Origin of the sequence: Bacillus cereus group sp. BfR-BA-01355 (genome assembly GCF_022663675.1) — a bacterium.
Taxonomy (GTDB): Bacteria; Bacillota; Bacilli; order Bacillales; family Bacillaceae_G; genus Bacillus_A; species Bacillus_A thuringiensis_S.
This window is the reverse complement of record NZ_JAKUFY010000006.1, coordinates 1-12,376: the sequence shown is the minus strand read 5'-3', so window position 1 is coordinate 12,376 and position 12,376 is coordinate 1. Positions and strand designations below refer to the sequence as shown.

Sequence of the window (12,376 nt, the reverse complement as noted above, 5' to 3'; positions counted from 1 at the left end):
TAGCCAGCTATTCTAAAAGTGAAGGAGGAAAATATTGATATAATCCCTTAGCAATTCATTGGAATTCATCTTGAAACAAAAAATTTATAAAAAATGCCATCCTCTCTGTATATTTCTACAAAAAGAATAGCGTTTTTTGGTTATACGGATACATTTTTATTTTAATTTGAATTACACCCTTTTCTCTTACGGGTATTTACTATATTAATGAAGAAAATTAGTCCGAAGATAAGGAATAAAAATGGGTGTACCCATGTTCTAAAATTAACAAGACTTATAATAAACATTATAATGCAAAGGATACAACCTATAATATCAATGCTAAAAGATAACTTCCCCTTTATGTTTTTCATTTATAACTATTCCCTTCCAGATGCCATCTTTAATTTATAATTCTCAATATAATAATAACATATGTTTCGATTTTTAACTTTTTTACATTTAATTACTTTTTTTGGTTCTGGTGCAACAAACACCTGTATTGTGTGCACCAGGGTAGCAAGGTAGCAATTACCGATGAAATTAAAAGTAAATCTGAACAGGTTGAAGAATCCATTACAAAAAAGCTAACGAAGCAAAAATAAACAACATATAGATTTGAATTATATTTCTCAACAACCAAAATTACTTAATGTGGTAAAATAATAATTGGATTGGCATCCAATACCATATTACGTTGGTTCAAGTCGCAGAAAGGCACCTTAGGGTGTCTTTTTTTTGTTTGAAACACATTCTGCCAAAATACCTGTATCTTTTTTGAATTACGACTCATATAATCCAACAAACTTCGTATATATAATTTGTTACCCTAAATGGGTTGACAATACGAACAGTTATAGGAGGATTTTGTGAATGGTAAAAACAGCATGTGTAAGTATGATTACTGGCATTCTTTTAATATGTTCAACAGGATGTGCCACTCAAACTGATTCTATTACAACTAAAACTCAATCAGTAGATGATGGCGCATATACAACAAAAGAAATCACAGACGCATTTCCTGTAGGAACCCCCATAACTACTTACATTCAAAAAGAAGATAAACTGAACGTAAAACATATCACCAGTATTACACTTACAGATGGTGGCGTCGGTAGAGTTTTGGAAGCAACAGATGGTTTTGTTGTTGTATGTGGGAATGAAAAAGGAATTTTTGATGTATTAATATTTAAAACCATGGAAGATGTAAAGAAATATGAACAGAGTTTAAAGCGATAATTAATATCCTTCTTATGCCTTTTACACAGACATTGTCCTCTATCTCTTGCTATGGCCTTTTCTAAGTACAGTATAATTGCGTCATGAATACACACACGTTATAATAGTCACCTAATTACATATTAAGAGGTGCAGAAAATGAATAAAACTGAATTAACAAAAGTAGTAGCAGAAAAAGCTGAACTTACACAAAAAGATGCTGCAGCAGCAACACAAGCATTATTAGATACAATAACAAATGCGTTAGCAACTGGAGAGAAAGTACAGATTCTTGGTTTTGGTACATTTGAAGTACGTGAAAGATCTGCACGTACAGGACGTAACCCACAAACAGGTGAAGAAATGCAAATCGCGGCTTCAAAAGCACCTGCTTTTAAAGCTGGAAAAGAATTTAAAGAGGCAGTGAAATAATTACACATAGTCAAAAGGCTTTCCACACCCCAGCTTTGCCCCCTACCCTTCGCATATCCTGTTTTGGCTAGCTAATCTGGTTTGTTAAGGGGGGAAAAGAGAAGGAGAGCAAAAAAAAGAATCCTTTAAAAATCAGGATTCTTTTTTTTGAAGTATCGCCTATTGTAAAGTATTTTTATAAGAATGTGTAGTAGAAGGTTATAGCAAATCCGATTAAAAAGAGTAATGATACGAGGAGATAAACTCTTTTTTTGTTATCTTTTGCTATTATTTTATCTAGTGTAATAAAAATACCAACAATACCTGCGATTAATGCGAATTTAGAGAATTCAGATGGATATGTGAAGGCAACTACTGCGAAACAAGCAATAATCAATGTTAGTCTATAAAACAGTATTCCTTTAGACATTTCCATTTGAGGAATCACACCCTTCTTTTTATATTTGACTAGCAGCGCAACCAATTGCGTAACCAGCTAGACATCCAAGACAACCACCACATGCATATGGACTAGCAAATAAACATCCTCCACATGCACCTTCGCAAGCCCATTTAGCCCATTGAGGCATAGTTTTCCAGTTGTTTTTAATACAACGTTGAACATCTTCCCAGTAACCTGCTTTTGCATTGTTTTCTTTTAAGATTGATTCACTTTTTCCATCAGTGAATAATTTCATCTGATTAAGTTTTCCATCTTTTGAATTTAGGTCTAAAGTCCCTACATTTTTACCATCTAATGTTTTTACTGTTAAAAGAATCGTATCACCATTATTTGGTGTTTTCAACTCTAAAAATGTAGGGTCTGCAAACTTACTTTCAGATTCGTTAAATCCTACAGTTAGATATTGTTTTGTATCATTAGATTTAGGGTTTTCTTTTGAAGGAATTATGATAGCCGATGTTTTATTCTCTTTATAATCGACTTTAACAGCTTCTTTCCATTCAAAATCTGCTGTGGAATAAATACTTAATTTGTTTTGTTTAAGATCAGTTAATTGTTTTTTTACTTTGTCCAAAATTTGTTCGTCAGCAAATTTATTTGTTTCGTTTTTCGAAAGATTTTCTGGTTTTTTACAAGGTACACAATCGATCTTTTTTTCTTTGGTATTATTATTAATATTGTTACTAGTATTATCTTGTGCAAAAACTTTTTCTAAATTTAGTGAGTATGGTTGAAAAACTCCAAAAGCTAATATAACTACGACAAAAACTAATCCTAAAAATTTTTTCAAACTAATACAGCTCCCTTATAAGTATAATTTCTCCTCACATCCATAATAGAACAAAAAATGAAAATTTTTAATATTTTTCTAATAATTGGAATATAATGTTAGCTTAGAGAACTTTGATATATTCCGTTTTTCATTTATTTAAAAATCAGATTATAAAAAAACACCTTCAAGAATGAAGGTGTTTTTTTCTTATAAGTCAGCGTGTGTTTGTAATAAATAATCTGGTCTTGCTGGTGCACCTCCACCGTCTCCTATATTTACAGCTTGATTTTTAAAAGAGTCGTTTAACCCTAACGATAGGATACTAATTAAAGATATTCCAAGTATAGTTAGATAGATTTTTTTCATTATTTTAACGCTCCTTTTTCTAATTCATTTTTTTGAGCTGTATTGCTCATATAAAAATATTGACTTGCTTTGTTATGGTTATTTTCTTCATAAAACTTTAGAGCTAAGATATCAGCATATTCTTTTACGCATTCCCATAGTTTTTCTTGTTTGAAATAAGTAATACCTTCTGAAATAAATATTTCTAAAGTTAATGTAGGGACATTGTTGTTGAGGGCTCTTAAAATTTTAAAACGATGTTGGAATTCTTGATTGTTAAAATCGTTACTAAGTTTTAATCCTTTTTGAATTAGTTGATCGCTGTAATTATGGTCATTTATCTTATAGTATTCATATGCTTCTACGAAAAATGCTTTGAAATGGTTTGGATTGTTCTTTGTTACTTCAGATACATGACGAATCGCGAGTTTAGATAAATTTTGTTTTGAATATAACCAAGCTAAATTATGTCTTACCATAAGGATAGAATTTTTATGGTTATTTTTTTGGAATGTGTCTAGTGCCTTATTAAATGACTCCTCAGCTAATTCGAAATGTTTTAAATCAATACAACACAGACCTATAAAATTGTCACATAGTGCTACATTTATTTCATAACCTTCATGTTTTAAAAATTCTTCTTTAGCTAATTTTATATAATCAAGAGCTATTACTTGTTTATAGATTTGATAATAAAAATACCCCATTCGATAATTAAATTCAGCATGTTCTATTGGATCAGGAATGTGTATTAATAGTTCTTTAGCTTTTTCATAGTGTTCACTTGCTTCAGTGTAATTGGATGTTAAAGTAGAATGGAATGCTTTAAAGAAGTGATAATAATAAGCTAGGAAGTCATCTGCTGGAGTTGTGAAATTATCCATTTCATCAAAACTGCTTTCGTTAATACTTATCCAATCTGTTAATGCTTTGTATCTAAAATCTAATAAAGAATAATATAAGAGTACGTTTTGATTTTCCTTGACATTGTTAATTTCATTTTCTATATACTCTTTTAATTGTTTTGCTTTAACTAATTGTTGTTTTAACATGGATTGATACCAGTCGTTTAATAATTTTGTTATTTGTTCATTTTCTAGTTGAACATTCATAGAATCTTCCCCTTTTCCAAAATTATCTATATCTAATGTAAAACCATGGTATCATGGTATTACATTAGATTAACCTTTAAATAAGTTGATATATATAATTTTGAATATTCTGTTCATTTTACCTTTAATTTTATTGCGGCCTTTATTTAGTATGGTTTTAGCAAAAAAATACTAATAAATCCAGGGCACATTTATGGACATAATGAAGGATATTACATACGTTTATCATACACCTATGCTTTAATTTTATATTTATTAAATTCAATATATTAATTAATAGAAATTACCCATACACTTTAATGTTAGGTCATTGCCATCAAGTTAAGAAATTCATTATCCTAAAAATGAAAAAAATAATTTGTCATAAATTGGTGTAGAGAGATAAAAATTTTCTTTTTGTGGGTATGTTAAAATTTTAGCTTGATGGACATATGTCACGCCCCCTATTACTGATTGTTGTTAGAACTGCTGCTCCCACAAGAAAAATATCTGAAAAAATTATTTTAAAACAAAACCTCTTTATAAAAGAACACAAGCTCGTATATAATAAGAACAAACGTTCTTTTGTTTAGGAAAGAATAGCAGTGTATGACTATTCTATCTTACCGAATAGAATCATCTTATGTGTTGATTTACGTAGCTTTTACGCTTCTATAAGTTGCATCAAAATGGGGTTAGATCCTATGTATACACAATTGGCAGTAGTCGGTGATGTAAATAGAAACGGTTCTTTCGTATTAGCTGCCACTCCCCCATTAAAAGAATTGGGAGTAAAGAAGATGGCCAGATTATACGAGATTCCTCGAAGAAAAGACATTCTTGTTATAAATCCGATTATGGGAACATACATTAAATGCTCTAATTACATAACAAAGTTAGCTTTGCAGTACGTTCCTATTGAGGATTTTCACCAATATTCCATCGACGAGTTCTTCATGGATATTACGGATAGCATTCATTTATTTACTAACGATCCCTATGAATTTGCGTTGAAATTTAAACGTGAAATATATGCAAAAACACAGATCGAATGCACAATAGGAATTGACCCTAACCCTTTAATGAGCAAAATAGCTTTAGATATAGATGTAAAATAAAATAAATTTACGTAAACATGTTTAAATCATTATAAAGGAGCATAAAAGAATGCAAGAGGTTCAAATAAGAAAGAATGCAGTAGGAGCAATTATTCATAATGATATTAAAAACTATCCCTATTTAAATATACCTATGGTTATTAAAGAGAAAGATGGACAGATTTATGAAGTTATAAACACTGGTTTTCACACTAATAATGCAGTAAGAATGATAACAACGGACGATTTTGCTACAACCAGAGTAAATACACCGATTGTAACTGTAAAAAACAGTGATGGTAATATTCAAGTATACCGCTTGCCTTTAGAATTGGAATCTTGGGTAATTTCTTGTATGCAGGCTGCTTCTGCAGGAAAAATTTCATTTCCATGTAAAGTTTCCTTTGGGATTATAGATACAAAATATTATGTTGAATTCATTTAAAATTAGAATACATTTAACATTTGATGTAAATAAAGACGGAACACCAACATTTTGCAAATTCTGTACGTCAAGACTAAATCTCTTAATCAAACCATATTTTATTATACGTACCAAAACTAATTACCAACAACAAAATAGCCTAAAAAATATTAAACATCCTTTATTAACGATATTATTAATGTCAAATAAAAAAAGAAGAGAGAAAACATTCTCTCTTCACCAATAATATTTTACAGAGTAAGTAGGGTAAAAAACTATATAGAGATGAACCACGAAAATACTTTACCTAGTGAATTATATCATAAATCACTCTAAAAATACATATCACTTACAATTTTGTTTTATTTATGACAAAATTGTTAAATATTTGAATGCAGAAAGGCTTTATATCTAAATGAATAGAATGGTGTTGGTGTGGTAATAAAATTTAAGGAGGCTTTCTATTATGTTTTCAAAAAAACAAAAATTATTAACAGTAGTTACAACATTAACATTAGGGTGCGGATTTACTTTTGGCTTAACACCTGCTTCTGCGGATACTGCCAATAACACTTCTCCAATTAAGGAGGAACAGGTACGAATACAAATACCTTTCACGGGCTATGTTATTTCAGCAGACGATAATTACTTAATTGTTGCTGATACTTTTACGAAAGAAGAAGCACTTTATTATCAGCATAATTGGTGGGAGCTAGTTTCCCAAAATAAAATTTTAAGAGTACCTGTATCCAATGGTGAAAACTACAAATTAGGTGAAAAATTAAACGTATACGCTGCTGCTTGGACTTACTCTTTACCACCAATCGCTATAATGCCAACAATTGAAAAAGTAGTTGATTAAATACTGCTTATCTAATAAAAGAAACATTGCCCTAATTAGAGCAATGTTTCTTTTCCTCATTTGACATTAGAAATTGAAATGGATGAGAACAAATTTGGAATGCTATTCTCAAAAGCTAATGAAAAAGAAGGGATTAATTCATTTATTCTTTCTTGCATTGGTTTCTTATCTACTTCTCCAAGTTCGTTCAAAAGTTCATTCTCTTCTAAAGACTCATCTCCATTGATTAACATCCTTAACATATCTGAGTTAATGATATCATGAGGCGAATGAACTAGCCCATTCATCATTATATATTTTTGGAGCATGGATGAATTCCCCTCATTCGCTTGCTTTACAGCTTGTTTAAGGTATAAATCAAAATATTTCTGTGCAAATTTCACACCTTTTAGTGGAACAGCTCCTACATGTTCAACACCTTTCCAACGTAAATCCGCAATTGAACTCAGCCACCATGCCGGTTCAATAGCTTGTTGCATACGTTGCAGCACCTTGCGTTCGAATCCAGGTTTATGAGTAGAATGTTCTTTTAAACAAGTATCTAACATTTCAGCTTCAATGGCAGCTACGGTCATCCCCTGTCCATAAATGGGATCAAAGTTACAAAAAGCATCACCTAACACTAATAATCCAGATGGCCAATTTTCCATTTGTTCAAAATGTTGACGAGTTGACTCCTGCGCTCTAAATCCTCTTGGGACACTAATTGGTTCTAACTCTTTAATTAACTCCCTCATCATAGGGGTAACTAAAGAATCCAGTTCTTTTTCATATTCTTTTGAATTGGTTGGTGGATAGTGCATCCCTCCAGCAACAAATAGTAGCGCTTGAGCTATGTTATCTTCAATATATAATAACCCTACAGCACCAACGTTTTTAGCAGGATCTCCTTCAGAAATTGCACTCAATTTCTCTTTGATATGTGACGGTACTTTATAATATCTCGTGCTATATCCAAAATTCACCTTTAAACGTTCTGATTCTGGAACATCATATCCCATAGATGTAAGCCATTTATTGAGTTTAGATTGACGACCACATGTGTCAACTACCAAATCGGTTAACACAGTTCGCTTTGTTTTTAATTCGTCTCGTTCTTGAATATGAATCCCAATAACACGCTTGTGATCAGACGAAGCTAAAAGGCCTGTCACCGCTTGCTTTGAATAAAAATGTACATTAGGAATTTCTTGCACACGTTGGCGGATTGTCCATTCTAACAATGCTCGACTGCTTGCTGCACCTTTTCGTTCTATAACTAGTTCCAGTTCCCCATACGGAGAAAATCGAATCATTTTATCATTTTTGACATTATGGGCCCCTAGATTTAATAGATCATCAACATATCCAGGAAAGAAACGGTTCATAATTATTTCTCCACGTGGTAATACACGATGGGGATGAAAGTCTTGGGGTGTACCTGGCCGTTCAGATGGTTTTTGAGGTAACTCATCTTTTTCAACAACTATCACTGCCTCAAAATAACTGGAAAGCACGCGTGCAGTAAGTAAGCCTGCAATACCAGCTCCAATCACAAGTGCCTTTTCTCTTTTTTGCTGTTGATATGGTAATTGACTATCCATCAATAATCTCTCCTCTTTCTAAAAAGTATGTTTGTTCAGCATGAATCTATTAAAACTTTTCCAGAAATCAGAATAAACAAATGATGATTCTTCATTATTTTAGTAAGGAGCCCGTTGATATAATCGTTCCTATAAATAATAAGATTTTACTGCATGATAGGCTAGCTAAAGCGCTGTTGGTATTTCGTTTCATTATGCCCCTATTGGGATCAGCCTCCAACATTCATATTATTAAAATTATGTTAGTCCAAGTCAGAAAAAGTACACTTAAATGAGTATCTTTTTAACAAAATTCAGGTTCATATAACCTGTATAAATGCGCACCGCTTATAATAGTTTTTTTAATACTGCTTTATCTCCCCTTTAATATTTTTTATAATTTGCACCTTAAATGTATCACTTTTATTACCCTTATAAATATTTAGGTTTTTTAGAAATATTTATTTGATTTTTAGTAATATTAGGATTCTATTTTATCTACTAGAAACTAGAGGGTTTGAGAAAAGTATGTAATAATACATAATAAATAAATCAATCAGATATTATGATATACTTTCAAAGAGCTGATACAAAATTTCTTTAGATTGGAAAACTAAAGTCTTATCTACCTAATTGTGGGGACGCCTTATGGCGTCTTTTCTTTTTTTATTATAAGAAAACCCTCAAACATTCATATACTTAAGGGTTTATTGATTGAAAGATAGAGCTGTTTGGAGTTCCTTAAATTAAGAACAAAGCGGGATTACTCCTAAACCAATTAATAAAGCTGCAGCAAACGCTGGAATTGGCGCAGGAATCTCGATACCTTCTACAACTAAAAAGTATTGACCATTTACTACTTTAAAACAAACTAATTGCATGGCTAATCCTCCCTTCTGTTAGGATTAATACATTATATTAAACAATCCTATTATAGTTATAATTAAATGTTTTGTTTTTTAGAAAATGGGTAATCAATATTCCGGGGAAGCACATTAAATCATCTTTCCCTTATTTTCAAAAGGACCTGCTCAAGTCATACGTAAAAACATAAGGTAAATTAAATTGTATACACGCTGATCACGGTGATTTTTCGATGCACCCATCATAATGAATCTCTCCTTTTCCTCTTTTTATCAGTATTGGTAGGTAAAGAGGGAGGCAGACACAAAAACAGGTTGTGGAGAAAGTCTTCTTCACAACCTGAGATTAAGTTATATATCCAAATATGGCCTGTTCTTTTAACTATTTAGTCTTTTATAATCTGTTATAGTCGATATAACTAGAGTCATAATAAATCCACTGACCTGTTCCAATTCTTAGCCAACCATTTTTTTCTTCATATACTGTAACTTTTTCGCCTTTACTTGTCTTTCTAACAATAGAATAGTTTGTACCTGATCCGCTTCGAACATTTACCCCAATACCATTAATTTGAGCCGTTCCAATTACCTTTTCAACACTACCATTTTCAATTACTTGTAGCATATTTAGAATGAATGTTGCTGTTTCACCACGAGTTGTTGTTCCTTTAGGGTCGTATTGATTGTCACCCTTACCTCTTACAATACCTAGGCCATACAGTCTTTGTACATCTTCTTTATATATAATTTGGTCTTTATCTGAGAATGGTAGGTTTACAACTGGTCCCCATATACCTTTATACTGTAAAGCCTTGTTTACAATAATTGCTGATTCTTCTCTTGTAATAGGTGTGTTTGGGTCAAAATAACCATCTCCTCTACCTTGAATGATACCTGCACTTGCAGTACGTTTAATACCATCCCGTAAAGTTGAATTTGCATCGTTTAGGTCTTTAAATGAAGCATCTCCAGCTGGCAGGTTTAGAGAGTTAGAGATTAATTGAGCAAATTCGGCTCTTGTTATCGCTCTATTGGGTGCGAAAACTCCGTTTCCTTCCCCTATCATAATACCTCTTCTATTTAACTCTCGAATAGCTTCTTCATACCACCCTCCTGTAATGTCATCCTTTGGTTGATAAAGATTATTATAATACCCCTCAACGCTATTTACGAATACATCCCATTGCCCATTATTAATCATGTTAGCAGGGCAGATTTTACCGCTCCATTTTTGGTGTTTTACAATGTTATTTAACGGTACACCAGTTTCTTTCATTAAATAAGCTACAAGTTTCTTAGCGTTATCTACCGCTTTACTGTAGTTTCCGTCACTATTAACTGCGATTTCAATTGCAATGGATTCTCTATTACCTGGACCATCACCGTCTCCTGCATGCCATCCGTTCTCGTTTAATGGTAGGTGTTGATAAATCTCTTTATCGTCTACTGTAAAATGCCACGATGCAGCTCGGTCTGTGTTTCCTACTGCTTGGTTATATAGGTATTGAGCGTGGTTTCTAGCACCTGCTCCTACACTTGTATTATCAGTCTCATGAATTGTAATGTACTTTGGACTCATGTAGTTTTGAGGACGAATATTATCGTTACCTGCTGGAACAATCCATTCAGTGAATGGAACACCGTTTATTGTACTAGAGGTACTAGGTGATATGGGAGACAGACTACGTTTTGTTCTGTTTGAATTGTTAGGAACAGTTAATGTACCTGTTTCTTCATGAATACCTTCTGAACGTTGAAAACTATCTGCTTTCTTATTGTCGACAGTACCTCCACCACGTCCGTCTACCTCTTCAAAACTAGCTTCAATACTTTTTAAAGCCTGTTCATCTGTTGTTGTTTTACTTTGTTCCTGAACGTTTGTAGGTTGCTTATTGTTTACTAATTCTTGTTCCTCTGCAAACGATACCAATGGTGAAGATAATACTGTTAATCCTGCCGTGAATGCTACTACTTTTTTATTAAATTTAATGTTCATTTCTAATTTGGTATACCTCACTATTTTAATAGATATACCTTCCTCCTTGTACTTCTTTTAGTGTGAATGTTAGTTTAGATAATGGTAGCCTGAACCCTCAAAATAACAGATTGATTTTACATTTCATATGTCAAAACGACATCTATAATTCCTACATGAAATGTTAGTACTTTAGAATTATAACACAGCACGATTGCAATACTTCCAAGACTCTTGCAAGTAATCTCCTAATCTTGGATATACTGATAGTATGACTCTAAAAAAAGGCATGATCACATCGCTATCAAGCTAACAAAATAAAATCCCCCTAAAATGAAAAAACACGATCTATTCTTTCTATAAAAACATAAGAATAGATCGTGTTTTTTCATGTCTAAATTTGTATTCAATATTCAAAAGTATTTAAGTCCTATAGGTTTCCTACAAAGAAGAATGGAATTTTATCTATTTGAGGTAGCACCCCATCACTATCAAACTAACAAGAACGAGTTATCGCAAAACACTAATTACGAGCAACACGCCAAAATTTTTGTTCTGGGAGTATTATATTATCTTGACTTGATGGGCATGTTTGGTAAGCACCCTATTTTGAAAACCAACGCTTATAATCAAAAAAAGCGCATAAGTATTTAAGTATTTAAGTATTTATATTGGAAAGTGGGATACTTCACCATCGGATGGTACTAAAATATTGTTGGAAAGTCCTTTTTCATTGATAAAATCTTTTAATTCTTTTCTAGTTAGTAAGTAATGATTAACAGCTTCCATATGTATTTGATAAATAGCTTCTTTAGTCATAATTACAGGATTCCCTTGAAGAAATTTTGCCTCCCTCCATTTACAACAATTACTTCTGGATTATACGTTTTAAGCACCTTTCGAACGTCGGTACTTATCAACATTCAGGGGCAACACATTAAATAATTTTTCGCTTATTTTCAAAAGGACCTGCTCAATTCATACGTAAAAACATAAGGTAAAGTGAACCCATTAAAATCCGTGGAATGGATCCTAGTTGTATTCTCTTATCTAAAGGAGGAACTATTATTATGGGATATAGTGGTAGTTGCGGCGAAGGCTGCGGTTTTGCTGGAGGCTTTGCTTTACTCGTTGTACTCTTTATACTATTAATCATTATCGGATGCAGTTGCTTCTGCTAAAAAACTATTAGAAAAGGCACCTTGAAGTGACCCCTGTCAAGTAGACAGTATTCAAAAAACACAACTAAGCAACCTGAGTTCTATATTTATATGGACTCAGGTTATTTAGTTTCTTTTGGAACCTTTGGTGATT

At 32.3% G+C, this 12,376-nt stretch carries 13 protein-coding genes and 1 pseudogene; 6 read left to right on the top strand and 8 right to left on the bottom strand.

All coding sequences use genetic code 11. The features are described from left to right. Positions 1-852: 852 nt before the first annotated feature. A complete protein-coding gene (locus MR167_RS03380) occupies positions 853-1,218 on the top strand; it encodes a hypothetical protein (protein ID WP_000241086.1) in 366 nt (121 codons plus the stop codon). 138 nt (positions 1,219-1,356) lie between these two features. Continuing rightward, entirely contained in the window at positions 1,357-1,629 is a 273-nt protein-coding gene (locus tag MR167_RS03375) for an HU family DNA-binding protein (protein ID WP_001043942.1), read from the top strand. A 175-nt stretch (positions 1,630-1,804) separates the two neighbouring features. On the opposite strand, the gene MR167_RS03370 is transcribed toward MR167_RS03375, so the two are convergent. The 4 genes from MR167_RS03370 to MR167_RS03355 all read right to left on the bottom strand — a co-directional run bounded on the left by MR167_RS03370 (position 1,805) and on the right by MR167_RS03355 (position 4,300). Then, on the bottom strand, positions 1,805-2,044 hold the full coding sequence (locus MR167_RS03370; RefSeq protein ID WP_002001785.1) for a hypothetical protein: 240 nt from the start codon (positions 2,042-2,044) through the stop codon (positions 1,805-1,807). Between the two features lie 22 nt (positions 2,045-2,066). Next, the gene (locus MR167_RS03365) at positions 2,067-2,861 is read right to left on the bottom strand and encodes a hypothetical protein (RefSeq protein WP_242313883.1); all 795 of its coding nucleotides are present in this window, start codon (positions 2,859-2,861) and stop codon (positions 2,067-2,069) included. Positions 2,862-3,050: 189 nt separating this feature from the next. Next, on the bottom strand, positions 3,051-3,209 hold the full coding sequence (locus MR167_RS03360) for a Phr family secreted Rap phosphatase inhibitor (RefSeq protein ID WP_000725639.1): 159 nt from the start codon (positions 3,207-3,209) through the stop codon (positions 3,051-3,053). Beyond that, the gene (locus tag MR167_RS03355) at positions 3,209-4,300 is read right to left on the bottom strand and encodes a response regulator aspartate phosphatase (protein ID WP_001102657.1); all 1,092 of its coding nucleotides are present in this window, start codon (positions 4,298-4,300) and stop codon (positions 3,209-3,211) included. Before MR167_RS03355 ends, MR167_RS03360 begins: the two co-directional genes overlap by 1 nt. Before the next feature lie 584 nt (positions 4,301-4,884). Here MR167_RS03355 and MR167_RS03350 point away from each other — a divergent pair. The 3 genes and pseudogenes from MR167_RS03350 to MR167_RS03340 form a co-directional block, all read left to right on the top strand. Next, a pseudogene (locus MR167_RS03350) lies at positions 4,885-5,394 on the top strand (Y-family DNA polymerase); the annotation flags it as partial. 52 nt (positions 5,395-5,446) lie between these two features. Then, entirely contained in the window at positions 5,447-5,821 is a 375-nt protein-coding gene (locus MR167_RS03345) for a hypothetical protein (protein ID WP_001158653.1), read from the top strand. 445 nt (positions 5,822-6,266) lie between these two features. Then, the gene (locus MR167_RS03340; RefSeq protein ID WP_000491767.1) at positions 6,267-6,662 is read left to right on the top strand and encodes a DUF3221 domain-containing protein; all 396 of its coding nucleotides are present in this window, start codon (positions 6,267-6,269) and stop codon (positions 6,660-6,662) included. 56 nt (positions 6,663-6,718) lie between these two features. Here the strand turns inward: MR167_RS03340 and MR167_RS03335 are convergent, their stop codons facing one another. From MR167_RS03335 to MR167_RS03325, 4 genes are all read right to left on the bottom strand, one after another. After that, complete coding sequence (locus MR167_RS03335) at positions 6,719-8,245, bottom strand: NAD(P)/FAD-dependent oxidoreductase (protein ID WP_242313881.1); 1,527 nt, start codon at positions 8,243-8,245, stop codon at positions 6,719-6,721. A 725-nt stretch (positions 8,246-8,970) separates the two neighbouring features. Next, on the bottom strand, positions 8,971-9,105 hold the full coding sequence (locus tag MR167_RS32915; RefSeq protein WP_001177696.1) for a hypothetical protein: 135 nt from the start codon (positions 9,103-9,105) through the stop codon (positions 8,971-8,973). Between the two features lie 376 nt (positions 9,106-9,481). Continuing rightward, on the bottom strand, positions 9,482-11,083 hold the full coding sequence (locus tag MR167_RS03330; RefSeq protein ID WP_242313880.1) for an S-layer homology domain-containing protein: 1,602 nt from the start codon (positions 11,081-11,083) through the stop codon (positions 9,482-9,484). Between the two features lie 645 nt (positions 11,084-11,728). Further along, a complete protein-coding gene (locus MR167_RS03325) occupies positions 11,729-11,881 on the bottom strand; it encodes a hypothetical protein (RefSeq protein ID WP_231577724.1) in 153 nt (50 codons plus the stop codon). A gap of 251 nt (positions 11,882-12,132) precedes the next feature. On the opposite strand from MR167_RS03325, the gene MR167_RS03320 reads away from it, so the two are divergent. Next, positions 12,133-12,243 carry a YjcZ family sporulation protein gene (locus MR167_RS03320; RefSeq protein ID WP_000542355.1) on the top strand — a complete coding sequence of 37 codons (111 nt, stop codon included), beginning with the start codon at positions 12,133-12,135 and terminating at the stop codon, positions 12,241-12,243. Positions 12,244-12,376: the final 133 nt, after the last annotated feature.

Bases quoted from the DNA above. Each gene is read 5' to 3' on its own strand.
- MR167_RS03380 (WP_000241086.1), top strand. From the start codon at position 853: ATGGTAAAAACAGCATGTGTAAGTATGATTACTGGCATTCTTTTAATA.
- MR167_RS03375 (WP_001043942.1), top strand. From the start codon at position 1,357: ATGAATAAAACTGAATTAACAAAAGTAGTAGCAGAAAAAGCTGAACTT.
- MR167_RS03370 (WP_002001785.1), bottom strand. From the start codon at position 2,044: ATGGAAATGTCTAAAGGAATACTGTTTTATAGACTAACATTGATTATT.
- MR167_RS03360 (WP_000725639.1), bottom strand. From the start codon at position 3,209: ATGAAAAAAATCTATCTAACTATACTTGGAATATCTTTAATTAGTATC.
- MR167_RS03355 (WP_001102657.1), bottom strand. From the start codon at position 4,300: ATGAATGTTCAACTAGAAAATGAACAAATAACAAAATTATTAAACGAC.
- MR167_RS03345 (WP_001158653.1), top strand. From the start codon at position 5,447: ATGCAAGAGGTTCAAATAAGAAAGAATGCAGTAGGAGCAATTATTCAT.
- MR167_RS03340 (WP_000491767.1), top strand. From the start codon at position 6,267: ATGTTTTCAAAAAAACAAAAATTATTAACAGTAGTTACAACATTAACA.
- MR167_RS03335 (WP_242313881.1), bottom strand. From the start codon at position 8,245: ATGGATAGTCAATTACCATATCAACAGCAAAAAAGAGAAAAGGCACTT.
- MR167_RS32915 (WP_001177696.1), bottom strand. From the start codon at position 9,105: ATGCAATTAGTTTGTTTTAAAGTAGTAAATGGTCAATACTTTTTAGTT.
- MR167_RS03330 (WP_242313880.1), bottom strand. From the start codon at position 11,083: ATGAACATTAAATTTAATAAAAAAGTAGTAGCATTCACGGCAGGATTA.
- MR167_RS03325 (WP_231577724.1), bottom strand. From the start codon at position 11,881: ATGACTAAAGAAGCTATTTATCAAATACATATGGAAGCTGTTAATCAT.
- MR167_RS03320 (WP_000542355.1), top strand. From the start codon at position 12,133: ATGGGATATAGTGGTAGTTGCGGCGAAGGCTGCGGTTTTGCTGGAGGC.